23 protein-coding genes and 3 tRNA genes are annotated in these 24,673 nt (G+C 59.8%); 21 read left to right on the forward strand and 5 right to left on the reverse strand.

What is annotated here, in order from left to right; genetic code table 11:
- Nucleotides 1-97: 97 nt before the first annotated feature.
- The 8 genes from ACOOFN_RS12185 (at nucleotide 98) to ACOOFN_RS12220 (ending at nucleotide 5,553) form a co-directional block, all read left to right on the forward strand.
- Entirely contained in the window at nucleotides 98-499 is a 402-nt protein-coding gene (locus ACOOFN_RS12185) for a hypothetical protein (protein ID WP_420431859.1), read from the forward strand.
- Between the two features lie 51 nt (nucleotides 500-550).
- Entirely contained in the window at nucleotides 551-1,069 is a 519-nt protein-coding gene (locus tag ACOOFN_RS12190) for a hypothetical protein (RefSeq protein WP_420431861.1), read from the forward strand.
- A gap of 41 nt (nucleotides 1,070-1,110) precedes the next feature.
- Nucleotides 1,111-1,512 (forward strand): helix-turn-helix domain-containing protein, encoded by a 402-nt coding sequence (locus ACOOFN_RS12195; protein WP_420431863.1) that lies wholly within the window; start codon nucleotides 1,111-1,113, stop codon nucleotides 1,510-1,512.
- Between the two features lie 151 nt (nucleotides 1,513-1,663).
- Complete coding sequence (locus ACOOFN_RS12200) at nucleotides 1,664-2,989, forward strand: amidohydrolase (RefSeq protein ID WP_420431865.1); 1,326 nt, start codon at nucleotides 1,664-1,666, stop codon at nucleotides 2,987-2,989.
- Between the two features lie 2 nt (nucleotides 2,990-2,991).
- Nucleotides 2,992-3,390, forward strand: coding sequence for a RidA family protein (locus ACOOFN_RS12205; RefSeq protein ID WP_420431867.1), 399 nt, complete (start codon nucleotides 2,992-2,994; stop codon nucleotides 3,388-3,390).
- Entirely contained in the window at nucleotides 3,390-3,800 is a 411-nt protein-coding gene (locus ACOOFN_RS12210; RefSeq protein ID WP_420431869.1) for an avidin/streptavidin family protein, read from the forward strand. The genes ACOOFN_RS12205 and ACOOFN_RS12210 overlap by 1 nt, the downstream gene beginning before the upstream one ends.
- An 83-nt stretch (nucleotides 3,801-3,883) precedes the next feature.
- Nucleotides 3,884-5,095, forward strand: a complete 1,212-nt coding sequence (locus tag ACOOFN_RS12215) for a DUF819 domain-containing protein (RefSeq protein ID WP_420431871.1) — start codon at nucleotides 3,884-3,886, stop codon at nucleotides 5,093-5,095.
- Nucleotides 5,096-5,166: 71 nt separating this feature from the next.
- Nucleotides 5,167-5,553: a hypothetical protein gene (locus ACOOFN_RS12220; protein WP_420431873.1), complete on the forward strand. Its 387-nt coding sequence runs from the start codon at nucleotides 5,167-5,169 to the stop codon at nucleotides 5,551-5,553.
- 3 nt (nucleotides 5,554-5,556) lie between these two features.
- Here ACOOFN_RS12220 and ACOOFN_RS12225 read toward each other — a convergent pair whose 3' ends face one another.
- Genes ACOOFN_RS12225 through ACOOFN_RS12240 form a run of 4 tightly spaced genes read right to left on the reverse strand, consistent with a single transcriptional unit; the run spans nucleotide 5,557 to nucleotide 7,427 of the window.
- A complete protein-coding gene (locus tag ACOOFN_RS12225) occupies nucleotides 5,557-5,919 on the reverse strand; it encodes a GFA family protein (protein WP_420431875.1) in 363 nt (120 codons plus the stop codon).
- Between the two features lie 44 nt (nucleotides 5,920-5,963).
- Nucleotides 5,964-6,323, reverse strand: coding sequence for a 2OG-Fe(II) oxygenase (locus tag ACOOFN_RS12230; protein ID WP_420431877.1), 360 nt, complete (start codon nucleotides 6,321-6,323; stop codon nucleotides 5,964-5,966).
- Nucleotides 6,324-6,343: 20 nt separating this feature from the next.
- A complete protein-coding gene (locus ACOOFN_RS12235) occupies nucleotides 6,344-6,586 on the reverse strand; it encodes a hypothetical protein (RefSeq protein WP_420431879.1) in 243 nt (80 codons plus the stop codon).
- A gap of 49 nt (nucleotides 6,587-6,635) precedes the next feature.
- A complete protein-coding gene (locus tag ACOOFN_RS12240; RefSeq protein WP_420431881.1) occupies nucleotides 6,636-7,427 on the reverse strand; it encodes a TrmH family RNA methyltransferase in 792 nt (263 codons plus the stop codon).
- Between the two features lie 137 nt (nucleotides 7,428-7,564).
- Here ACOOFN_RS12240 and ACOOFN_RS12245 point away from each other — a divergent pair.
- A tRNA-Tyr gene (locus ACOOFN_RS12245) sits at nucleotides 7,565-7,650 on the forward strand.
- A gap of 54 nt (nucleotides 7,651-7,704) precedes the next feature.
- On the opposite strand, the gene ACOOFN_RS12250 is transcribed toward ACOOFN_RS12245, so the two are convergent.
- Nucleotides 7,705-7,872, reverse strand: a complete 168-nt coding sequence (locus ACOOFN_RS12250) for a hypothetical protein (protein ID WP_420431883.1) — start codon at nucleotides 7,870-7,872, stop codon at nucleotides 7,705-7,707.
- 21 nt (nucleotides 7,873-7,893) lie between these two features.
- Between ACOOFN_RS12250 and ACOOFN_RS12255 the strand changes: the two genes are divergently transcribed.
- The 12 genes from ACOOFN_RS12255 (at nucleotide 7,894) to rpoC (ending at nucleotide 24,673) form a co-directional block, all read left to right on the forward strand.
- Nucleotides 7,894-7,967 (forward strand) — tRNA-Gly (locus ACOOFN_RS12255).
- A gap of 168 nt (nucleotides 7,968-8,135) precedes the next feature.
- Nucleotides 8,136-9,311: an elongation factor Tu gene (gene tuf / locus ACOOFN_RS12260; protein WP_420431885.1), complete on the forward strand. Its 1,176-nt coding sequence runs from the start codon at nucleotides 8,136-8,138 to the stop codon at nucleotides 9,309-9,311.
- Between the two features lie 387 nt (nucleotides 9,312-9,698).
- Entirely contained in the window at nucleotides 9,699-12,518 is a 2,820-nt protein-coding gene (locus ACOOFN_RS12265; protein WP_420431887.1) for a TonB-dependent receptor plug domain-containing protein, read from the forward strand.
- Between the two features lie 152 nt (nucleotides 12,519-12,670).
- Nucleotides 12,671-12,746: transfer RNA gene (locus ACOOFN_RS12270), tRNA-Trp, on the forward strand.
- A gap of 43 nt (nucleotides 12,747-12,789) precedes the next feature.
- Entirely contained in the window at nucleotides 12,790-13,047 is a 258-nt protein-coding gene (gene secE, locus ACOOFN_RS12275; protein WP_420431889.1) for a preprotein translocase subunit SecE, read from the forward strand.
- A 15-nt stretch (nucleotides 13,048-13,062) separates the two neighbouring features.
- Entirely contained in the window at nucleotides 13,063-13,596 is a 534-nt protein-coding gene (gene nusG, locus ACOOFN_RS12280; protein ID WP_420431891.1) for a transcription termination/antitermination protein NusG, read from the forward strand.
- 82 nt (nucleotides 13,597-13,678) lie between these two features.
- Nucleotides 13,679-14,110, forward strand: coding sequence for a 50S ribosomal protein L11 (gene rplK / locus ACOOFN_RS12285; protein ID WP_420431893.1), 432 nt, complete (start codon nucleotides 13,679-13,681; stop codon nucleotides 14,108-14,110).
- A gap of 5 nt (nucleotides 14,111-14,115) precedes the next feature.
- Entirely contained in the window at nucleotides 14,116-14,826 is a 711-nt protein-coding gene (rplA, locus tag ACOOFN_RS12290; RefSeq protein ID WP_420431895.1) for a 50S ribosomal protein L1, read from the forward strand.
- A 303-nt stretch (nucleotides 14,827-15,129) separates the two neighbouring features.
- Entirely contained in the window at nucleotides 15,130-15,642 is a 513-nt protein-coding gene (gene rplJ, locus ACOOFN_RS12295) for a 50S ribosomal protein L10 (protein ID WP_420431897.1), read from the forward strand.
- A gap of 55 nt (nucleotides 15,643-15,697) precedes the next feature.
- Nucleotides 15,698-16,078 carry a 50S ribosomal protein L7/L12 gene (rplL, locus tag ACOOFN_RS12300; RefSeq protein WP_420431899.1) on the forward strand — a complete coding sequence of 127 codons (381 nt, stop codon included), beginning with the start codon at nucleotides 15,698-15,700 and terminating at the stop codon, nucleotides 16,076-16,078.
- Between the two features lie 228 nt (nucleotides 16,079-16,306).
- Nucleotides 16,307-20,386, forward strand: coding sequence for a DNA-directed RNA polymerase subunit beta (gene rpoB, locus ACOOFN_RS12305; RefSeq protein WP_420431901.1), 4,080 nt, complete (start codon nucleotides 16,307-16,309; stop codon nucleotides 20,384-20,386).
- Between the two features lie 63 nt (nucleotides 20,387-20,449).
- A complete protein-coding gene (rpoC, locus tag ACOOFN_RS12310; RefSeq protein WP_420431903.1) occupies nucleotides 20,450-24,673 on the forward strand; it encodes a DNA-directed RNA polymerase subunit beta' in 4,224 nt (1,407 codons plus the stop codon).

Consider the following 24,673-nt stretch of genomic DNA (forward strand, 5'->3'; position numbering starts at 1 on the left):
GCCGCGGCAAGTTAAAGGCGTGTAAGGCGGTCGTTTACGAAGCCGCTATCAAATTCTGCGATTGTCTCCGCCACGGACTTTTGGCCGAGGAAATCTGATGACGATCTCAAACCGGGCGTTGGAGCCAGCGGGCGACCGCATTGCGCAGCTTTTGAAACTCGTCGTTCACCATCGTGGCCCCGATGCGGAACAGAAGCTTATCGAAGCCATCGGGGAAGAGAGAATGTTTGAAATCTATTCAGGCCAAGAACCCCGGTTCAGCGAGCTGGAAGAAATTTCCGCAACCCTTTCAATCCCGATATCTACATTTCAAAGCTTCAACTCCGGCGACTTTCCGCAGCTTGAAATCGTCTGGGCGGAGCTGCTTTATCATGCACGCTCGCTTTCGCATCGGGAGATCGAGGAATTGGCACTAAAGATCGCAGAACTCACGCCGTCCGGGAGAAATGCGAAAGCGCTCATCAGAAAAATGGGTCATTTGCCGAAGCTGCCTGACTAGGCCACGATTGGCTGGACCTGTTCTTGATGCGTCAACCATAAGGGCCCCGAATTGAAACGACGACCCATTATCGTTCTTCATTCGCCCGAAGATGCGCAAGACGCTTTCCAGATTGCGCGCCAGTTGATTGGTCCTGACCGGCTGTTTGATGATGGCGCCGTGCGACTCCTCACGGCTGGTAAAAGTTGTCGGCTGCCACTCGGGTTTGAAACTGCCCGGATGGTGGTGATCACGTCCTTGTCTTCGGTGAATTCGCTGGCGGTCAGCCGGGTTATCGATGCGTATCTCCAGCATTGTGACCGAAGCGATGTCATGGTCGTCGTGGCTTCGACAACTCCGCCGGGATTTTCAGAGAACGCTTTGATTAGTCCCATATTGATGTACCAAAGATCGCAGACTACAGGCTTGCTGGAGCCGTGTCCCGGAGCCCAATCCTTTGCAGCCGATCTTAGAACCGGCACGGTTGAAGACGCGATATCAAAGCTGGAAGAGATCGTTTTGGCGCTAGAAGGTCGGGACCGACAAAGCGAGTGCTCTAAGAGCGGTTCAGTCCGCAAGTCAGGCGCGTAAATCGTGAACGCGCGACCATATTGGTATTTACAGGGGGACCCATGCCGAGCCATTCACCAAGAAGCGCTACAGATGTCGATGCCCACGTCGGATCACGCGTGCGCGTGCGACGTCAGTATTTGGGGATGTCGCAGGAAAGGCTCGGCGAGCTACTCGGAATAACGTTCCAGCAAGTGCAAAAGTATGAGCGGGGCGCCAACAGGATAGGCGCCAGCCGCCTTTTTGACTTGGCGCGCGTGCTGGACGTTCCCATCAAGTATTTTTTCGACGGAATTGCCGAGCGCGAACTGGGAAGCCCGGACGAGCCCGACCATGTCTCGGAGACATTGAATCTCATTCGGAGTCCGGATGGCCTTGCGCTGGCCCAGGCGTTTTCGAAAATCAGGGCACCAAAAGTGCGCCGGCGCGTGGTCGAATTGGTGCGCGCCATGCGCGAATCCTAGCGGGCATCGTGCTTCTCGTTATTGGGTCGAACGCGGCGTTTGTGCAGGCTGTTCCCCGGACGGCAGCTATTGGCCGGTTCTGCTTCGTCACCCCTTGACCGTCGCCGCCTTGCGCCGTCCTATGCGCTTCAGGAAAAACAAGGGGTATTCCATGCGTTCGCTGCTCGCTTCCGTCGCCGTTCTTGCCCTCTCCGCCGGCGCCTTCGCGCAGGACGATCTGCGCTCATCCATCGAGGCGGATTATTCCGATTACCTTGAAAACCTGTACCAGCATTTCCACGCCAATCCGGAACTCTCCCTGATGGAGGTCGAGACCGCGGCGCGTCTGGCCGAGGAAATCCGGTCGCTGGGCTTCGAGGTGACAGAGAATGTGGGCGGCACCGGTCTGGTGGCCGTGCTGGAGAATGGCGAGGGGCCAACGCTGATGTTGCGCGCCGACATGGATGGGCTTCCGATCGAGGAAAATACCGGTCTGGACTATGCCTCGACCGCAACAGGTACGGACCGCCGCGGCCAGGAGAGCCATGTCATGCATGCCTGCGCGCACGATACCCACATGACCGCTTTGGTCGGGGCGGCGCGACAGCTGGTCGAACGGCGCGCGGACTGGTCCGGCACGCTGGTGCTGATCGGCCAGCCGGCAGAGGAGCTGGGCCTCGGCGCGCAGATGATGCTGGATGACGGGCTTTATGACCGCTTCCCTCTGCCCGACGCCGTGGTGTCCTTCCACACATTCGGCGCGATTCCGGCCGGCATGATCGGTTTTGTGCCTGGCTATGCGATGGCGAATGTCGATTCCGTGGATATCACCGTGCGCGGGATCGGAGCGCACGGCTCGACGCCGCATGTCGGACGCGACCCGGTATTGTTGTCCGCGCAGATCATTACCGCGCTCCAGACGCTGGTCAGCCGCGAGATGAATCCGCTGGAATCCGGTGTCGTAACCGTCGGAGCCATCAATGGCGGCACCAAGCACAATATCATTCCCGATGAAGTGCACCTGCAGATCACGGTAAGATCATACTCGGACGCCAATCGGGAGCTCCTCCTGTCAGGGATAGAACGCGTTGCGCATGGGCAGGCGGCGTCGGCTGGAATCCCCGAGGAATTGTGGCCGACCGTCGAAGTCGAGGAACCCTATACGCCCGCGACATACAATGATCCCGAGCTCACCGAACGCGGGGTTGCCGTGCTGCAGGAGCGCTTCGGAAACGTCGCCGTACGCCAGCTCGATCCGGTCATGGGCGGCGAGGATTTCTCGCGCTATGGCCGCACCGAACATGACATTCCCATCTTCATGTTCTGGGTCGGCGGAACCCCGGAAGACGTGCTCGTCGATTACCAGTCACGTGGCTTGTCGGCGCCGGGCAATCATTCCGCCCTGTTCGCGCCGGATCCGCAGGCCGCGATCACCATGGCTACCGAGGGCATGACCGCGATTGCCATAGATTACCTGCAGGCGAGCGGCGCGGAATAGGCATGGTCGAACGGGTGTCTTCAGGCGCGATCTGGGAGGACCGGGTCGGTTACCGCCGTGCTGTGAAGGACGGGCCGCATATCTGGGTCTCCGGAACGGTCGCGGTCGGCGGAAACGGCCAGCCCTTTGCACCGGGCGACATGGAAGCGCAGACGCGACGCTGCCTTGAAATCATTGAAAGTGCGCTTGAAAAACTGGGCGCGAGCCTGCTCGATGTGCGCCGGACGCGGGTCTTCGTGACCGATATGAGCCCCGACGCTCAAGCCGCTTTTGCGCGGGCGCATTCTGCTATTTTCGGCGAGTTCCCGCCGGCTTCCGCCCTTTATGGCGTGTCGGCGCTGGCCGGCCCGGAATTCCTCGTCGAGGTCGAGGCCGATGCCTATCTCGGCAGGGAAAGCTGATGCGCTTGCTGGCGCTCTTCCTGCTTGTGCTCGCAACGCCTGCTCTGGCGGATGATGCCCTCGTACCGTCGGTCTGGGAGAACCAGTCCGGCTCAATGCTCTATCTCGACACCATCGATTCGGAAGGCCGCATGACCGGCCGCTACATCAATGGGGCGCCCGGCTACCGTTGCCAGGGCATTGAGTATCCGGTTTCCGCGCAGTTGTTCGACCCGTTGATAAGTTTTCGCGTGATCTGGATTGCCGAGGCCGAAACCTGCCACACGATCACCAGCTGGACCGGTGTCATCGACGGCGATGTGATCGAAACAGAATGGTCGCTGGTGCGCTGGGCGCCGCCGGATTCAGCAACCGGCGAAGACGGGTTTGCCCGGTTTGCAGGTGAAAGCCGTTTCGAGCGAAGCGACTAGGCTTGTCTGACGGGGATGTGATGGCAGCGCGAATTGCGCTTTCGCGGAGGCCGGTTTAACTGCGCTAGTCACAGGGGATAGTCATGGAATCGCTGATACCAGCCGACAATCATTTTGCCGTCATGGGCGCACTGTTCGTGATCGCGGGGCTCGGCTTCCTCGCCGAGAAAACGCGGATAGGCGCAATTCTCACGGGCGCGGTCGTGGCGATTTTTCTTGCGATCTTCCTGTCCAATTTGCCGGTACCGCTGGCGGGCGCGGACGGGTGGCGGTGGGGTACGCTGATTCCGCAAACTGGCGCCGCCTACAGCTTTGTTTTTTCCTATTTCGTGCCGCTCCTGATCCCGCTCTTCCTGATGAAAGCGGACATGCGAAAGATACTGTTCGAGACCGGCAGGATGACCGGCGCGTTTCTGCTGGCGGCCGTCGCGACCGTGATCGGCGCCGTCGTTGCTTTCACCCTGTTCGATTTTGGCGATCTCGAGGCCGCGCTCGCAGGCCTGTTTACCGCCACCTATATAGGCGGTTCCGTGAACTATGCGGCGCTTGCCGACATTACCGGTCTCGCCGAGAATCAACCCAGCCTGGTCTCTGCGGCGACGGCGGTCGATAATCTCTTCTCCGGCGTTTTCCTGGCCTTCCTCGCCATCATTCCGGGTGTCGGCTTTATCGCGTCGCGCTTTGTGCGGAAGGATCATTCGCAAGCTACAGTGGCCGAGGAGGAGAATGGCCGGGCGACGGCACTGACACTGACCATCACGCTCGCTTATGCGTTGGTTCTGGTGGCGATTGCCGATGTCCTGACCGGCCAGCTGGGCGCTTTGTTGGGCGCGCTGGGCGTCGAGGATGCTTCGCGGGCCGCCGGCAACTGGCGCTACGGTATTCTCACTCTGATCACACTGATCCCCGCGACATTCCTGTCGAAACGCATGTCGCGTCTGCATGGCGGCTATGAGCTCGGCGTCGGCCTGGCATTCGTCTTCTTCGCGGCGATCGCTGCTGGAGCGAACATTCCCTCGCTGCTGCGTGATGCACCGCTTCTGCTGGCGCTCGTAACGACCGTTCTGGCGGTGCACGCTGTCGTACTGTTCGGTGTCGGTTCGCTGCTGCGGTTTTCATTGCCGGAATTGATCACAGCCTCGAATGCCGCGGTTCTGGGTGCGACCACAGCACCAGCACTTGCCGCCGCCAAGGGCTGGAAGGAACTCATCACGCCGGGCGTTCTGGTCGGTGTGCTGGGTTATGTGATCGGTACACTGATCGCAACGGCGGTCTACCAATTCTGGCCCGGCTAGCGCGCTGATTCGCGAAGAACGCGAATTTCGCCTAGAGTTTCCCCCGCGAGGGCTTATGGGGAGGAGCCATCATGCTTCGGATTATCATCATTCTGGCGCTGGCGATCATTGCAGCGAGCGTTGCCGATGCGCAGCAGCGCGCCACTTTGCGCGCGGCGCAGGTCGAAAATGACACCCGGTTCACCACCGAGTTCCAGGAATCCATGGAATCCGGCAATTATGGCCAGGCGGCCCGACTGGTGCGTACTGGCGACGCGACCTTTGGATCGTCAGCACCCGCCGGGCACTCGAACCGCCTGTCGATCAGCGCCGGACCGAGCGAGCCGGCGGAGTATACGTGCAATGGCGGAAATTGTGCCTGTGCTGGCGCGTCCGATTGCGTCGCCATGGCGCCGATCTGCGAGGACGGCACGATCGGCTGCAATGATTATGGCTGCACGTGCAAGGAAGCCGATTAGGGACTAGCCTGCTGGCTTGGAGAAGGGCAGGGCGTCTTCGATGAAGACATCTCCCTTTGGTGTCAGCCCGGCGGGATCATCAAACGCGCCGATGAGGATGTGGGTTTCGCCTGACCAATTTTGCCCCTGGAAGGTCAGTGGTGACCCGCAGTCGCGGCAATAGCCGCGCTGGACACCGCGCGAGCTCGCAAAGATTGAACGTTCGCCTGTCCAGGAAATCTGATCATCGAAAAAACCCACCCAGGTCGAGAAGGCCGCGCCGGTCGCTCTGCGGCAATCATGGCAATGACAATTCGCGACAAAGCGAGGAGCGCCAGTCGCCGCGAAGCGGACTGTGCCACACTGACAACTGCCGGTTTTTTTCATCGCTACTCGCCGTCCCACATGCGGCGGAGATTATTGCGCAAATATTACAGCCGCGTGCGGTTTTCCCAGCTCACATTGAAGCCTTCTTCCGCGATAACCTCGCCGAGATCATAGAGAATATCGCGTTTCACATGATCTTTGATCAAGCTTTCGATGAAGTCGATGGCAACAACGCGTTCGCCTTTCGTGACCTGCCGGGCTTCCCGATGCATGGTTGACGGGTAGAGGACGGCGGAACCCGGCTTTCCCTTCGCCGTTACTTCACCACCTCCCAGATGTGCTACGAGTTCACCGCCTTCATAACTGGCGGGGTCCGCGAGAAAGATCGTACAGGAAACGTCCGAGCGCACGGGGGTAGGTTGAACCGGCATGATCGCAGCATCGGAATGAACGCCGTAGTTCATCCCGGGTTGTAGCGTGAAATCTACAGCGGCGCCATTCGGGCCGGGGTCTCCGCGTCATTGAACACCCTGTGCTGAGAAAGTGCCTGCATCATGATACGGCTTGTCTCCCGGAAGTGCGGATCGCCGAAATCGATCTGCAGATTGTTCTTCGCCTTGTTATGCGGGTTGGACGCACGGCCATCCGCGAAACGGGCCTGGTCGGCCAACTTCAGGATTTGCGCGACCTGGTCGCAGGTCAGCAAGTCGTCAATAATTCGAAACATGGCGCATCCTCAACGGCAGCGCTAACGCCACCACAGTGACGAGGCGGGGTCAAACCTTGGGGCCAGACCGCGCTGCATAGGCCGCGTAAAGCGCAATCGCCGCTGCATTGGAGATGTTCAGGCTCTCGATGGCTTCGGTAGTCGGGATCGACACAAGCAGATCGCAGTTTTCTGCAACGCGCGGGCGGATTCCCTTGTCCTCCGCTCCCATGACTATCACTAGTCCGGGGCCGCCATGATCGCGGATCGCCTCGGCCAGCGTGACTTCGCCGCCGCCGGTAAGGCCGATCACGAATCGGCCCGCCTTGCGGAATTCTATGAGCGAGTCGGCGATATTGGTCACGCGGACATGCCGGACCGTCTCTGTTGCGCCGACCGAAGCTTTGGCTGTGGCGCCGAAAAGCGGCGGTGCCTTTCTATCCTGAAGGATGACGGCTCGCGCGCCGAAGGCCGCAGCAGAACGGAAGACTGCGCCAACATTATGAGGATCGGTCACCGAATCGAGCACGACCAGCACGCCGTGGGTCGGATCTGTCACCGCTTTCAGGGGCTCGGGCGCTGGTGCGGTTGTGCGAAGTGCGAATCCCTGGTGCACCGCGCCATCGGGTAACGTTGCCGAAATCGCGTCCGGTTTGGCGTCTTCAAACGCGACTCCCGCCGGTATTTCGCGCCGGGCATTCAGCGTGAGCAGCAAGCGGCGTGTTTCGCGCTGCGGATTTCCGAGTGCGGCAAGTACGGCGTGCCGGCCCCAGATCCACCCTTCATCGGCTTCGCGATTATCACGCGAAGGCCTTGGTTTTGCTCCGGTATTAGGCCGGTTGCGTGTGCTGTGCTTCGTCACTATAGTCCGCGCTCCCTTGACCGAGGGCTCCCTTGTCGTCCCGTGGTTACTGCAATCCGTTGCGGATTGACACAGACGACATATTGCGTCGGCGTTTTATCTGCGGATAAGACGCTTGTCGTACCTCGAATGCGCCTGGAGGGGTGGTCGAGTGGTTAAAGGCACCAGACTGTAAATCTGGCGACGAGAGTCTACGCTGGTTCGAATCCAGCCCCCTCCACCAACCTTCTCCTGCTTCAGGTGCCTAGGCTTGGCATGCCCAGGGCCATGGCAGACCTCAAGCCTTTGCCTGCGCGATTCGATTGTCTGTTGCCTCGCGCAGGTTCATTTCGCCCAGGGTTGAGCAGATCGCCTGGCGCACAGTTGCACCTTCCGGCAATTCACCGCCTTGCTTCGGAATGCTGCATCCGGACGTGACAGAAGTCTCGACGTTTTGGCGAACCATCGCTAAATACGTCCGCCCGGCGCGGGTATAGCTCAATGGTAGAGCAGCAGCCTTCCAAGCTGAATATGCGGGTTCGATTCCCGCTACCCGCTCCATTCTGCCATATAGATTGCGCTTTGTCGGTCACGACCTTGCTAATCTTGCAGTTCGCATCCGGCTGCCCCCTTGCCTTTGCTCACAGGTGAGTCTATCCCCCGCGCTCATCAATACGCGCGCTGAATTCGGGTGCGTTTATTCCGGTCATATCAAGAGGAAATGAGACAATGGCCAAGGAGAAGTTTGAGCGGACGAAGCCGCACGCGAACATTGGCACGATTGGTCACGTTGACCACGGCAAGACGACGCTGACGGCTGCGATCACGAAGCAGTTCGGTGAGTTCAAGGCGTATGACGAGATTGACGGTGCGCCGGAAGAGAAGGCGCGCGGGATCACGATCTCGACGGCTCACGTGGAGTATGAGACGGAGAACCGTCACTATGCGCACGTCGACTGCCCTGGGCACGCTGACTATGTGAAGAACATGATCACGGGTGCTGCGCAGATGGACGGCGCGATCCTGGTTGTGAACGCGGCCGATGGGCCGATGCCGCAGACGCGCGAGCACATCCTGCTGGCGCGCCAGGTTGGCGTTCCGGCGCTGGTGGTGTTTCTCAACAAGGTCGACCAGGTCGACGATGAGGAGCTTCTCGAGCTGGTGGAGATGGAAGTTCGCGAGCTTCTGTCGTCCTATGATTTCCCGGGCGACGACATTCCGATCATTTCCGGTTCGGCGCTGGCCGCTCTTGAGGGCCGTGACCCGGAGATCGGCGAGCAGAAGATCGCCGAGCTGATGGCGGCTGTGGACGAGTACATCCCGACGCCGGAGCGTCCGGTGGACCAGGACTTCCTGATGCCGATCGAGGACGTGTTCTCGATCTCGGGCCGGGGTACGGTTGTGACCGGCCGGATCGAGCGCGGTGTCGTGAAGGTTGGCGAAGAGATCGAGATCGTGGGTATCCGCGACACGGTGAAGACGACGTGCACGGGCGTCGAGATGTTCCGCAAGCTGCTCGACCAGGGCCAGGCGGGCGACAATGTCGGTGTCCTGCTGCGTGGTATCGACCGTGAAGGCGTTGAGCGTGGCCAGGTTCTGGCCAAGCCGGGCTCGATTACGCCGCATGCGAAGTTCGAAGCGGAAGCCTATATCCTGACCAAGGAAGAGGGTGGCCGTCACACGCCGTTCTTCACGAACTACCGTCCGCAATTCTACTTCCGGACGACGGACGTGACCGGTGTGGTGACCCTGAAAGAGGGCACCGAGATGGTGATGCCGGGCGACAATGCGGAACTGAACGTGGAGCTGATCACGCCGATCGCCATGGACCAGGGCCTGCGGTTTGCTATCCGCGAAGGCGGACGCACCGTCGGTGCCGGCGTTGTCTCTAAAATTATCGAGTAATCGCAGAGGCTTGATTCTTTGCGACGTGTTTAAAGGCCGCTCCTCGGAGCGGCCTTTTTTCATGCGCGAATTTGGTGCAGCCGATTCGGCGTGGACGCGAAAAATGACCTCTCCGGCGGCCGGATTAACCATGTCGGCGGCGGATATGAGACTAATCCGCAACACCTCTATGGGCATCTCACCTCTGTAACGTGCATATTACACTGTGATCGTTGACCCCTTCGCGGTCTTACGCCACGATTTGTGACGGTGCTGTGTCGTAAACGCGACTCGGTGATAACGGGGGCAACCCACACGTAATGAAGCCGGATCAACCGGCGTCGTCAAAACTGTTTAATGACTCGGAGGGAATTCAGAGTGAAACAGAGAACTCTTAAGGCTTGCCTGATGGCAAGCACGCTCATCGGCGGGTTGGGCCTTGCGGCTCCCGCTGTTGCGCAAGATGGTGCTGCGGATGACCGCATCATCGTGACCGGTTCGCGGATCGGCCGTAGCGAGTTGACTTCGGTCAGCCCGATCACGGTTGTCGGCCAGGACGATCTCAACGTGCAGGCTGTTCGCACGCTGGAAGACTTCGCCGACCAGATCACGTTCGCTCCGGGTGGTGAAACCAACTCGCGCGTGAACAACGGCTCGGGCGGTCAGGCGACGATCTCGCTGCGCGGCCTTGGTCCGCAACGGACGCTGATCCTGATCAACGGTCGTCGTGCGACGCCGTCGAATACCGGTGGCTACACCGACCTCAACACGATTCCGGTCTCGCTGATCGGCCGCGTCGAAGTGCTGCGCGACGGCGCCTCGACGATTTACGGTTCGGACGCGATCGCCGGCGTGGTGAACATCATCACGCGTGACGATGTCGAAGGCATGGAACTGTTCGCGCAATACGATGTGACGGGTGAAGGCGATGGCCAGATCTACCGTTACGGTGCGACCTTCGGTCGTTCGTTCGACGGTGGCCGGTTTACCGCCAACCTCGAATATTTCGACCGTGGCACGATCCGTCAGGGCGACCGTCCGTTCTCGGCCTGTCCGTGGGCAGAAGTTGGTGGCCAGCTGATCTGTGGTGGTTCGGGTACGGCCTATCCGGGTCAGATCTTTGCGTCTGGTCCTGGTGTCGTGGCCGGCATCAATGGTGGCGGCGGTGTCATTCTCGACCCTGCAACCAACACGTTGCGGGCGTTCACGCCGGCCGACGGCTACAACTTTGCGGCCCGCTCCTACATGGTGACGCCGATGGAAGTCTATTCGGGCTTCTTCGACGCCGAGTATGACGTGCTGTCGTCCGATCGCTTCGGTGATGTGACGGCGTTTGGCGAATTCATGTTCGCCCAGCGCTCTTCGCAGCAGCAGATGGCACCGGTGGGTACCTTCTGGTTCCCGCTTGTTCCGGCCTTCCACCCGAACAACCCGACCGGTGAAGACGTGTTCGTGGCCCGCCGCCTGGCGGAGCTTGATTCCGGCCGCTTCTTTACCCAGGACGCCTCGTCCTGGCGTGGTGTGTTCGGCTTTGAGGGCACGCTGCCGGCCGGCATCTTCTGGGACACGTCGCTGTCCTATGGCCGTTATGTCGACGCTCGCGTGATCGACGGCCAGGCCAACCCGATCCGTGCTGCTGAAGTCCTGTGTAACGACCCGGCCTCGCTGGCTGCAGGTTCGTGCCAGACGCCAGCCAATCTGATCTGGGACCCGTTCCGCACGGACACGCTGACCGACACGATTGCGAACTACTTCCTGGTTCGCCACTCGCCGGTCTCGCGCCAGTCCCGTTTGTCCTTCCAGGCGAACCTGTCGGGTGATCTCGGTGGTCTGCAACTGCCGGGCGGCCCGATCGGCTGGGCTGTCGGTTACGAACGTCGCCGGGATACCGGTGAGTTCATCCCCGATGGTGCGGCGCAGATCGGTCAGATCTACTTCGTGTCGGGTAACTCGACACAAGGTGAGACGACCTCTTCGGAGTTCTATGGTGAGGTTCGCCTTCCGATCCTGTCGGGTGTCGAGTTCGCCGAACTGCTGGCCTTCGAACTTTCGGCCCGTTCCTCGTCCTATGACGTGACCGGTACGAATGTGAACTCGTCCTTTGATGCCAATACCTACGCCATCAAGGGTGAGTGGGCACCGAGTGATCAGGTTCGTGTGCGGGCCTCGTTCTCGACCGGCTTCCGGGCGCCTTCGATCGGCGAATTGTTCGCTCCGCAGGCTCAAACGGCCGTTCAGTACACCGATCCGTGCACCAATTACGGCACGTCGGGTGCGAATGCGACCGTCGTAGCCAACTGTCAGGCTGACGGCCTGCCGCCAACCTTCACGCTGACCTCGACTCAGGCGTCAGGTGTTGTCGGTGGTAACCCGAACCTGCAGCCTGAAGAATCGGAAGGTTTCACGGTTGGTGTGGTGTTCACACCGTCGGGCACGCCGATCCTCGAGGACTTCACCTTCTCGGCCGACTACTTCTCGTTTGAAGTGACGGACGCGGTGGGTTCGGCTGACGTGAACACGATCGTGAGCTCGTGCTACAACTCGGCGAACTTCTCCGATCCGCTGTGCTCGCTGATCGCGGGCCCGGGCTATACGGGTGTCACCGGCTCTCCGCTGGCGGCTCCGTATCCGGGACCGGGTGGTGCACGTCGTTCGGCCGTTGGCGTTGTTGCCGGCGTCCTTCTGACGAACGCCAACCTGTCGACCTATGAGACGTCGGGTGTCGATTTCTCGATCGACTATTCGGGTCCGACCTTCGACATCTTCAACTCGACGGCACAGTTCGTCGCCGGTGTCGATGTGACGTATCTCGAAAGCTTCGCCTACCAGGTCCTTCCGGGTGGTGCGACGTTCGAATATGCGGGTACGTTCGCGCAGGATCCGTTCACGACAACGCCGTCATCGTTCCCGGAAATCTCCGCCCTGCTTCGCATGGGCGTGGTCTCCGACAACTGGCAGTTCAACTATGTTGGCCGCTACATCGATGAAGTCGTCGACTTCTCGTCGAACCCGGCAAACATCTCGAACACTGCCGAGCGTGTGATGTATCATGACATCCAGGCTGCTTACGACTTCGTCGACAGCGGTGTTGGGCTGACCTTCGGTGTGCGTAATCTCGCTGACGAGACGCCGCCTTATGTCTCCAACAATGATGACATGAACACGATTAACCAGACCTATGACACGGCTGGCCGTTACTTCTACGGCCGGGTCACGCTTCGCCGTTAATCGGCAAGCGGTCATAGACCAGATGTGCGGCGGGCTTCGGCCCGCCGCATTTTTTTGCAGAAGGCTGTTTGCAATCGGGCAAACAGGGTGTAGAAGCCGACGCTTCAAAGCACGGCTGTGAAGTCCGGGCGCGGTTTTTTGCGCTCTATCGAAGGGGTGTAGCTCAGCTGGTAGAGCATCGGTCTCCAAAACCGAGGGTCGGGGGTTCGAGTCCCTCCGCCCCTGCCATCGACGGACTAGCGCAAAAGTGGAAGCGGACTAAATAAAGACAATGGCCAAGACAATCGGCAAGAATTTGCCCGCGAAACAGAACGAGGCGCCGCCGCCGAAGAAGAAGCGGACCAATCCGTTTCAGTTCTTCCAGCAGGTGCGTCAGGAAGCACGGAAAGTCACGTGGACCTCGCGCCAGGAGACCATTATCTCGACCATAATGGTGCTGGTCATGGCGGGCTTGGCCTCGCTGTTCTTCTTTACGGTTGATTCGGGCATTTCGGCCCTGGTCACCTTTGTTCTGCAGCTTGGCGCTTAAGGGAGCCGATCAGACATGGCTGCCAGATGGTATATTGTTCACGCCTATTCCAACTTCGAAAAGAAGGTGGCAGAGGCAATCAAGATCGAAGCGGCTCAGCAAGGCCTGGAGTCCTGCTTCGAGGAAATTCTCGTGCCGACCGAAGAGGTCGTCGAGGTGCGCAAGGGGCGCAAGGTCCAGTCCGAACGCAAGTATTTCCCGGGTTACGTCCTGGTGAAAATGGACCTGACCGATGCTGCCTATCACCTCGTGAAGAACACGCCGAAAGTGACCGGCTTCCTGGGATCTGGCAACAAGCCGATGCCGGTGTCGGAAACAGAGGTCAAACGCATTCTGGGCCAGATGGAAGAAGACGCCGAGCGTCCGGTTCCGACGGTCCATTACGATGTCGGTGAAACGGTTCGCGTCACAGACGGACACTTCCAGAGCTTTAACGGCGTCGTGGAGGAAGTGGACGAGGAGAACGCCCGCCTGAAAGTGGCGATCAATATCTTCGGCCGGGCCACGCCGGTCGAACTCGATTACGGTCAGGTCGAAAAAGCGGCCTGACCGGTGGACATTCGAATGCGGGAGGGGCCGGACAAGACCATGCCGGTGCCGCACCGCGTTCTCCCTGACAGGAGGAAGGGAAATGGCGAAGAAGATTGCAGGCTATATCAAGCTGCAAGTACCGGCCGGGGCGGCCAATCCGTCCCCGCCGATCGGTCCGGCGCTGGGTCAGCGCGGGGTCAACATCATGGAGTTCTGCAAGGCGTTTAACGCGAAGACGCAGGAGATGGATAAGGGGATGCCAATCCCGACCATCATCACTGTCTTCCAGGACAAGTCTTTCACCTTCGAGACCAAGACGCCGCCAGCCAGCTTCTTTCTGAAGAAGGCCGCGAAAGTCCAAAAGGGTTCGGGCACTGCCGGTTCGGCGGCCCCGATCGCGAAAGTGACGATGGCGCAGTGCCGCGAGATCGCCGAGGCGAAAATGCCTGATCTCAACGCGATTGATCTTGACCAGGCGACGAAGATCATCGCCGGTTCGGCCCGTTCCATGGGCCTTGAAGTGGTGGAGTGAGTTCCATGGCAAAGGTAGCAAAACGTATTGGCGCAGCGCGCGCGTCGGTTGACCGCGACAAGCTCCACACCGTCGACGAAGCAGTGGCATTGGTGAAATCCAATGCGACCGCGAAGTTTGATGAAACAATCGAGATCGCGATCAATCTGAATGTTGATCCGCGGCACGCTGATCAGATGGTCCGCGGCGTCTGCAATCTGCCGAACGGCACGGGCCGTTCGGTCCGCGTCGCGGTGTTTGCAAAGGGCCCGAAGGCTGACGAGGCCAAGAAGGCGGGTGCGGATGTCGTGGGTGCGGAAGACCTGATGGAAGAAATTCAGGGCGGCCGCATGGACTTCGACAAAGTCATCGCAACGCCGGACATGATGCCTCTCGTCGGACGGCTCGGCAAAGTGCTCGGTCCGCGCGGCCTGATGCCGAACCCCAAGGTTGGCACGGTCACGATGGACGTGACGAAGGCGGTCGAGGACTCCAAGGGCGGTGCGGTCGAATTCCGCGTCGAAAAAGCCGGCATCATCCACGCCGGTGTCGGCAAGGCGAGCTTTACCGAGAAGGCCTTGAGCGAAAACGTCCAGGCTGTCCTTGACGCGATCGTCAAGGCCAAACCTTCTGGTGCCAAGGGCACCTATCTGAAGAAAATCGCGATCAGCTCCACAATGGGGCCGGGCGTGAAGATCGACCTTTCCGAAGCCAGTTCGGCAGCGCCGGCGGCCTAGGGGTTGTCAAAAGTGAATTCCAGTGGTTAACACCGCCGGTCCGGTCGGGGGAGGCAGAGTGCCAAGCCCGGCCAACCTGTCCGAGATCGCAGGGGATGGACGTTCAAGTTCATCTTAATTCCGCAAGGGCCCTGAGTGAGACAGAGCAAGAATTCGATGCCCCGCCCTGGCGGTGGTGCCGGTTCGAGCCCTGGGACAGGAATGCGCTTTTCCGGTGCGTTCCACCCAATGAGTGGGCGGGCGCACGGAATGGCGTCTTTTCCGGGCGTTTCACAGGGAAGCGCCCAATCAGGGAGACCGCAAATGGATCGTATGACCAAGGAAGCTTCGGTAGAAGAGCTTAAGGGCATCTTCTCGAATGGCTCCGTGGTCATTGCCCACTACAAGGGCATGACCGTTGCGGAAATGACGGATCTGCGCGCCAAGCTCCGGGAATCCGGCGGCACATTCAAAGTGGTGCGTAATCGTCTCGCCAAGATTGCTCTTTCGGGCAAGGCGTCGGAAGGCGCTTCGGAGTATTTTACCGGTCCCGTCGGGATCGCGTTCTCCGAAGACTTCACGGCCGCTCCGAAGGCAGCAGTCGCCTATGCCAAGGACAACGACAAGTTCGAGATCCTGGGCGGTTTCATGGAAGAGGAAGTGCTTGATGCCAATGGCGTCGCGGCGCTTTCCAAGATGCCGTCCCGCGAAGAACTTATCGCAACCGCGGTGGTCCGCCTTCTGGGCCAAGCTGGCGAAGTCGTCTCGCGGATCACGGCTCCGGGCAATACGCTCGCCGGCCAGATCCAGGTCATCGGCGAAAAGGCCGAAGCCTAGGGACACGTCATTCTCCGCTTTCGAACCGACACGACTAATCAAGGACTAAAATCAAATGGCTGATGTAGCTAAACTTGCTGAAGAACTTCTTGGCCTGACCATTCTGGAAGCCAAGGAACTCAACGACATCCTGGAAGAAAAAGGCATCAAGCCGGCTGCTGCGGCCGTGGCTGTTGCCGGACCGGCTGCTGGCGGTGACGCTGGCGGTGCCGCTGCCGAAGAGAAGGATGAATTCGACGTCATTCTGGTCGCGGCCGGCGACAAGAAGATCAACGTGATCAAGGAAGTTCGCGCGATCACGGGTCTGGGTCTGAAAGAAGCCAAGGATCTGGTGGAAGCCGGTGGCAAGGCCGTCAAGGAAGGCGCGCCGAAAGCCGAGGCTGAAGAGATCAAGAAGAAGCTCGAAGATGCAGGTGCCAGCGTCGAGCTGAAATAAGGTCTGCGTGCAGACCTGACAGGGATTTTGACGGACGCATGGAGACATTCTGTGCGTCCGTCTACCCGTCCCTGAAACAGAATTTGCCGGTGACAGCCAGCCTGCGCTGTCACTGGCGGCATCGCCTGTCCCGGATCGTCCGGTTGGCGGGCATCGCAGGCAACCGCGATCCTTTCGGACGCGGAATTGGGTCATACAAGCGCAGCCTTTGCTGCGAAGGGAGCCGACATGGGTCTGTCGTTCACCGGTAAAAAACGCATTCGCAAGTCTTTCGGCGAAATTCCGGAAACCGTTCCGATGCCGAACCTGATCGAGGTGCAGAAAAGCTCCTACGATCAATTCCTGATGAAGGACATCGCCGCCGGAGAGCGTGGCGACGAGGGCCTGCAAGCCGTCTTCAAATCGGTGTTTCCGGTCAAGGATTTCTCCGAGCGAGCTGTGCTCGATTTCGTTTCCTACGAATTCGAACCGCCGAAATTCGATACCGAGGAATGTGAGCAGCGTGACCTGACCTATGCAGCGCCGCTAAAGGTGAAGATGCGGCTCGTCGTCTTCGATGTCGACGAGGAAACCGGCGCGCGCTCGGTCAAGGACATCAAGGAACAGGACGTATACATGGGCGATATTCCGCTCATGACCGACAAGGGCACGTTCATCGTCAACGGTACCGAGCGGGTTATCGTCTCCCAGATGCACCGTTCACCCGGCGTGTTCTTCGATCATGACCGGGGCAAGACCCATGCCTCCGGCAAGTTCCTGTTCGCCGCGCGCATCATTCCCTATCGCGGTTCCTGGCTCGACTTCGAGTTTGATGCCAAGGATATCGTTCACATGCGTCTTGATCGCCGCCGCAAATTGCCGGCGACGACGCTGCTGTACGCGCTCGGCATGGACCGCGAAGAAATCCTTGCCACCTTCTATGACCGGATCGCGATCAAGTCGGTCAAGGGTGGCTGGGCGATCCCGTACGTGAAAGAGCGCTGGCGCGGCGTAAAACCGTCATTCGACCTGGTCGATGCAAAATCGGGCGAAGTCGTGGCACCGGCCGGCAAGAAGATTGCCGCTCGTACCGCCAACAAGCTGGCGGATGAAGGCCTCAAGAACATCCTTTTGAGCGATGAGGGCCTGATGGGCCGTTTCGTTGCAGAGGACATCGTCAACGCGAAAACCGGCGAGATCTATGCCGAAGCTGGCGACGAGATTACCGAGGAGGTGATCGAGGCGCTGCACGAGCAGAAGATCAAGGCGCTGGAAATCCTCGACATCGACAACCAGTCGCGGGGCCCGTACATCCAGCAGACGCTTTCCGCCGACAAGAATGACACGCGCGAACAGGCGCTGGTCGACATCTACCGCGTAATGCGCCCGGGCGAACCGCCTACGCCGGACACGGCAGAAGCCATGTTCCAGGGACTGTTCTTCGATTCCGAACGCTACGATCTGTCGTCGGTTGGCCGCGTGAAGATGAATATGCGCCTCGATCTGGATGCGCCGGACGATATGCGGGTTCTGCGCAAGGAAGACATCCTTGCCGTGTTGAAAACGCTGGTCGGTCTGCGTGATGGCCGTGGCGAGATCGACGACATCGACAATCTCGGCAATCGCCGCCTGCGTTCGGTCGGCGAATTGATGGAAAACCAGTACCGCATTGGTCTTTTGCGCATGGAGCGTGCGATCAAGGAGCGGATGAGCTCGGTCGATATCGAGACCGTGATGCCGCATGACCTGGTCAACGCCAAGCCGGCGGCTGCGGCGGTGCGCGAATTCTTCGGCTCGTCGCAGCTTTCACAATTCATGGATCAGACCAATCCGCTGTCGGAAGTGACTCACAAGCGGCGTCTGTCGGCGCTCGGACCGGGCGGGCTGACGCGCGAACGGGCCGGTTTCGAAGTGCGCGACGTGCACCCGACGCATTATGGCCGAATCTGTCCGATTGAAACGCCAGAAGGCCCGAATATCGGCCTGATCAACTCGCTGTCGACCTATGCCCGCGTGAACAAGTACGGCTTCATCGAGAGCCCGTACCGCCGCGTCGAGAACGGCAAGCTGACTGATGAGGTTCATTACCTCTCGGCGATGGAAGAAGCGCGCTACAACATCGCGCAGGCAAACGCGACCGTGACGGCCAAGGGGCTGTTGGAGAACGAATTCGTGAACTGCCGTGTCGGCCCTGGCCGTGACGCCACGCTGATCCCCCGTGAGGATGTGGACTATATCGACGTGTCGCCGAAACAGGTTGTTTCGGTCGCTGCAGCGCTGATCCCGTTCCTGGAAAACGATGACGCCAACCGCGCCCTGATGGGTTCGAACATGCAGCGTCAGGCCGTGCCGCTCCTGCAAGCGGAAGCGCCGCTGGTCGGCACCGGCATGGAAGACGTCGTGGCCCGCGATTCCGGCGCCGCCATAGCTGCCCGTCGTGACGGGGTGGTCGAGCAGGTGGATGCGACACGGATCGTGGTCCGTGCGACTGGCGAAGTCGATGCAGCACAGTCCGGCGTTGACATCTACCGCCTTTCCAAGTTCCAGCGTTCGAACCAGTCGACCTGTATCAATCAGCGTCCGATCGTGAAGGTTGGCGACGAGGTGCGGGCAGGGGACATCATTGCCGATGGCCCGTCGACCGATCTCGGCGAGCTGGCACTCGGCAAGAATGTGCTCGTCGCTTTCATGCCGTGGAATGGCTACAATTTCGAGGACTCGATCCTGATCTCCGAGCGGATCGTGCGGGATGACGTGTTCACTTCCGTACACCTCGAAGAGTTCGAGATCATGGCCCGCGATACCAAGCTGGGACCAGAAGAGATTACCCGCGACATCCCGAATGTCGGCGAGGAAGCGCTGCGCAATCTCGACGAGGCCGGCATCGTGTCGGTTGGCGCCGAGGTCGAGTCCGGCGATATCCTGGTCGGCAAGGTCACGCCGAAGGGTGAAAGCCCGATGACGCCGGAAGAAAAACTCCTGCGCGCCATCTTTGGTGAGAAGGCATCGGACGTTCGCGACACGTCGCTGCGTCTGCCGCCCGGCACGACCGGTACGGTGGTCGAGGTCCGTGTGTTCAACCGCCATGGTGTGGACAAGGACCAGCGCGCCATCGCGATCGAACGTGAAGAAATCGAACGTCTCGGTAAGGACCGCGATGACGAACTCACCATCCTTGAACGCAACATCTATTCGCGCCTTTCCGACATTCTGGTCGGCAACAAGGCAACGTCCGGGCCCAAGGGCTTCAAGAAGGGCGAGGTCACTGCCGAAGCCCTTGAGGATGTGCCGCGCAGCCAGTGGTGGAAGATCGCCATCGATGACGAGAAGGCGATGGGTGGCATAGAAGCTCTGAAGAAGCAGTACGACGAATCCAAGGCGCGACTGGACCGCCGCTTCGAGGACAAGGTCGACAAGCTGCAGCGTGGCGATGAAATGCCGCCGGGCGTCATGAAGATGGTCAAGGTCTTTGTCGCGGTGAAGCGCAAGCTGCAACCGGGTGACAAGATGGCCGGCCGTCACGGCAACAAGGGTGTAATCTCGAAGATCGCGCCGATCGAAGACATGCCGTATCTGGATGATGGCACACCGGTCGATCTGGTTTTGAACCCGCTCGGCGTTCCGTCGCGGATGAATGTCGGCCAGATTCTCGAAACCCATCTCGGCTTCGCCTGCAAGGGCCTGGGACGCCAGATCGGTGAGCTCTATGAAGCGTACAAGCGGGACGGCAAGACGAAGGAATTGAAAGCCAAGCTGACGGAAGTCTATGGCAAGGACCAGGAGCTGCCGAAGTCCGATGAGGAATTGGCCGAGCTCGGCCGTAATCTCGCCAACGGTGTACCGATTGCCACGCCAGTTTTCGACGGCGCGCGCGAGCCGGATATTGTCGACCACCTCAAGATGGCCGGGATTCACGAATCCGGTCAGTCGCAGCTTCATGACGGCCGCACAGGCGAGAAATTCCGCCGCCCTGTGACGGTTGGCATCAAGCATCTCCTGAAGCTTCATCACCTGGTGGACGACAAGATCCACGCCCGTTCGATCGGCCCGTACAGCCTGGTTACCCAACAACCACTGGGCGGCAAGGCGCAGTTCGGCGGCCAGCGTTTCGGCGAGATGGAGGTCTGGGCCCTGGAAGCCTACGGCGCGGCATACACGCTGCAGGAAATGCTGACGGTGAAGTCGGATGACGTGGCTGGCCGGACCAAGGTCTACGAGGCAATTGTCCGCGGCGACGACACATTCGAGGCCGGCGTCCCGGAAAGCTTCAACGTGCTGGTCAAGGAAATGCGTTCGCTGGGCCTGAATGTCGAGCTGAAGAACGAGTAACTGCAATTTATACGGCGGAGCCTGCCAGCTCCGCCGTTCACTCCCCCCTGAGGAGACGGCAACATGAACCATGAGGTCATGAACATCTTCAACCCGGCCGCCGAAGGCCCGACCTTCGACCGGATCCGGATTTCGCTGGCCAGCCCGGAAAAGATCCGGTCCTGGTCCTATGGCGAGGTGAAGAAGCCTGAAACGATCAATTACCGGACATTCAAGCCGGAGCGGGATGGCCTTTTCTGCGCCCGTATTTTCGGACCAACGAAGGACTATGAGTGTTTGTGCGGCAAGTACAAACGCATCAAGTTCAAGGGCATTACCTGCGAGAAGTGCGGCGTTGAGGTCACGCTGGCGCGTGTCCGCCGCGAGCGCATGGGCCATATCGAGCTGGCCGCTCCTGTCGCACACATCTGGTTCCTGAAATCGCTGCCGTCCCGTATCGCCATGATCATGGACATGGCGCTGAAGGATGTGGAGCGGGTGCTCTATTTCGAACAATTCCTGGTGACCGAGCCGGGGCTCACGCCGTTGCAGCCCTATCAGCTTCTCACTGAAGAAGAATACATGGATGCGCAGGACGAGTATGGCGAAGACGCCTTCACCGCCGGCATCGGCGCTGAAGCGATCCGCGATGTTCTGATGAATATGGACCTTGAGGCGGAAGCCGAGAAAGTTCGCGAGGAAATCGCGGAGACTGGCTCCGAGCTGAAGCTCAAGAAATTCGTCAAGCGCCTGAAACTGATCGAGAATCTGATCGCTTCAGGCAATCGTCCGGAATGGATGATTCTGACTGTCGTGCCGGTCATTCCGCCGGAGTTGCGCCCGCTGGTGCCGCTCGATGGTGGCCGTTTTGCGACCTCCGATCTGAATGATCTCTATCGCCGTGTTATCAACCGGAACAATCGCCTGAAGCGTCTTATCGAGCTTCGCGCGCCGGACATCATCATCCGCAACGAAAAGCGGATGTTGCAAGAATCCGTCGACGCGCTGTTCGACAATGGCCGTCGTGGCCGCGTGATCACCGGCACCAATAAGCGCCCGCTGAAATCGCTGTCTGACATGTTGAAGGGCAAGCAGGGCAGGTTCCGCCAGAACCTGCTCGGCAAGCGCGTCGATTATTCGGGCCGTTCGGTCATCGTGGTCGGTCCGGAACTGAAGCTTCACGAGTGCGGTCTGCCGAAGAAAATGGCGCTCGAACTGTTCAAGCCGTTCATCTATGCGCGGCTCGACGCGAAAGGCCTGTCAGGTACCGTCAAGCAATCCAAGAAGCTCGTCGAGAAGGAACGACCCGAGGTCTGGGACGTGCTCGACGAGGTGATCCGGGAACACCCGGTGCTCTTGAACCGGGCCCCAACACTGCACCGGCTCGGTATCCAGGCGTTTGAACCGAAACTGATCGAAGGCAAGGCGATCCAGCTGCACCCGCTGGTCTGCGCTGCCTTCAACGCCGACTTCGACGGTGACCAGATGGCGGTCCACGTGCCGCTGTCATTGGAAGCTCAGCTCGAAGCTCGGGTGCTGATGATGTCGACGAACAACATCCTGTCGCCGGCCAATGGCAAACCGATCATCGTGCCGTCGCAGGATATCGTGCTCGGACTGTATTATCTGTCGGTCGACAAGGACGACGAGCCGGGCAATGGCACAGCGTTCGCGACCATGGCCGAAATGGAAGCCGCTCTGGAAGCGGGTGTCATCTCGCTGCATTCGAACATCTCGATGCGTTATGACACGGTTGACGAAAACAACGAGCCGGTGCGCTTGCGGATCGAGACGACGCCGGGCCGGATGATGATCATCGACCGTCTGCCCAAACACCCGCGCGTATCCTGGAAAATCGCCGACGAGCTGATGACCAAGAAGGCCATCGGCGCAATGATTGACGAGGTCTATCGTCATTGCGGTCAGAAGGCGACGGTCATCTTTGCCGACCAGATCATGGCCCTGGGTTTCCGTGAAGCCTGCAAGGCCGGCATCTCCTTCGGCAAGGACGACATGCTGATCCCGGACGCCAAGGCCGAGCTGGTGGGCGAGACCCGCAAGCTGGTTGGCGAGTACGAGCAACAATATGTCGATGGCCTGATCACGCGCGGCGAGAAATACAACAAGGTTGTCGACGCCTGGGCGAAGTGTACCGACCGGGTTGCCGACGCCATGATGGACGAGGTCGCCAAGCCGTATGAGCTCGACGGCCGCATGGAAGTGAACTCCATCTACATGATGGCACACTCCGGTGCGCGGGGTTCGAAAAACCAGATGAAGCAGCTTGCGGGCATGCGTGGTCTGATGGCCAAGCCGTCCGGCGAGATCATCGAAACGCCCATTGTGTCGAACTTCAAGGAAGGCCTGACCGTTCTTGAATACTTCAACTCGACCCACGGAGCGCGGAAAGGTCTGGCCGACACGGCTCTGAAAACAGCCAACTCCGGTTACCTGACCCGTCGTCTTGTCGACGTGGCGCAGGACTGCATTGTGTCGGAGCCAGATTGCGGCACCAACGCCGGCATCAATATGGAATCAGTCATCGATGGCGGTGATGTGGTCGTGTCCCTCGGACAGCGCGTTCTTGGCCGCTATGCCGCGGCCGACGCCAAGGGTGAAGACGGCAAGGTGGCCATCAAGGCTGGCGATTTCCTCGACGAGGAGAAAATCCTCGAGCTCGAGGCAGCAGGTGTGCAATCGATCAAGGTCCGCTCGCCGCTTACCTGTGAAACGCGGATCGGTGTTTGCGGCACCTGCTACGGTCGCGATCTGGCCCGCGGTACGCCTGTGAATATCGGCGAAGCCGTAGGGGTTATCGCGGCACAGTCCATCGGTGAGCCGGGTACGCAGCTGACGATGCGGACCTTCCACATCGGCGGTACGGCCCAGGTTTCCGAGCAGTCGGTGATTGAAGCGACGCGCGAAGGCAAGCTCGAATTCGAAAACCGTGCCACGGTGAAGAATGACGAGGGCGCTTTCATCGTCATGGCGCGTAACATGATGCTGAAGATCGTCGACAAGGACGGCAAGGTGCTGGAATCGCACAAGCTGACCTACGGCGCAAAACTGCATATCGGCGAAGGCAAGACCGTGAAGCGCGGTGACCGCCTGGCCGAATGGGATCCGTACACGACGCCGATTGTCACGGAAACTGGCGGTACGGCGAAGCTGATCGATGCGATCGACGGCGTGTCGGTGAAGGAAGAAGCGGACGAAGCCACCGGCATTTCGTCCAAGGTCGTAATCGACTGGCGTTCGGCACCGAAGGGGGCCAGCCTCCAGCCGATGGTGGTCGTGCAGGACAAGAACGGCGAACCCGTCAAGTTCGAGAATGGTTCGACGGCGAGCTACATGCTGGCTGTTGGCGCCATTCTGTCGGTCCAGGACGGTGACACCGTTAAACCGGGTGACGTGATTGCCCGTATCCCGACGGAAGGCGCAAAGACCCGCGACATTACCGGCGGTCTGCCACGGGTGGCCGAGCTGTTCGAAGCCCGCCGTCCGAAAGACCATGCGGTGATCGCTGACATTACCGGCCGTGTCGAGTTTGGCCGCGACTACAAGAACAAGCGGCGGATATCGATTGTGCCGGAGGATGATCCGGAAGGTAAGGTCGATTACCTGGTACCGAAAGGCAAACACCTCTCGGTCCAGGAAGGTGATGTAATCCAGAAGGGTGAGTACTTGCTCGATGGACACCCGGCACCCCACGACATCCTTTCGACGCTGGGTACCGAGGCGCTGGCAGATTACCTCGTGTCGGAAATTCAGGAGGTCTATCGCCTGCAGGGCGTGCCGATCAATGACAAGCACATCGAGGTTATCGTTCGCCAGATGTTGCAGAAAATCGAGATCTCGGATCCGGGCGACACGTCCTGGCTGGCAGGCGAACAGGTCGACAAGATCGAGTTCCTCGAAACCAATGACGAGTTGGTCAAGACCAAGAAGAAGCCTGCGGATGGCAAGCCCGTTCTTCTCGGCATCACCAAGGCGTCGCTGCAAACGCGTTCCTTCATTTCTGCGGCGTCCTTCCAGGAAACCACGCGGGTCCTCACCGAGGCCGCAGTCCAGGGCAAGGTCGATACACTCGAGGGCTTGAAGGAAAACGTCATTGTGGGCCGGTTGATTCCGGCTGGCACGGGCGGTGGCATGCGGCGATACCAGTCGCTGGCCGACAAGCTTGACGCCGACATGCTGGAAGAGCGCAAGAAAGCGGCGGAAGAAGCTGCGGAAGCCCTGCCGGCAGAAATCGCCGAGGCAGCGGAAGCCGAGGCGGCTGCGGCGAAGGCCGATGGAACCGACGGCTAG

The sequence above is a fragment of the Hyphobacterium sp. genome, from assembly GCF_965217055.1.
GTDB lineage: Bacteria > Pseudomonadota > Alphaproteobacteria > Caulobacterales > Maricaulaceae > Hyphobacterium.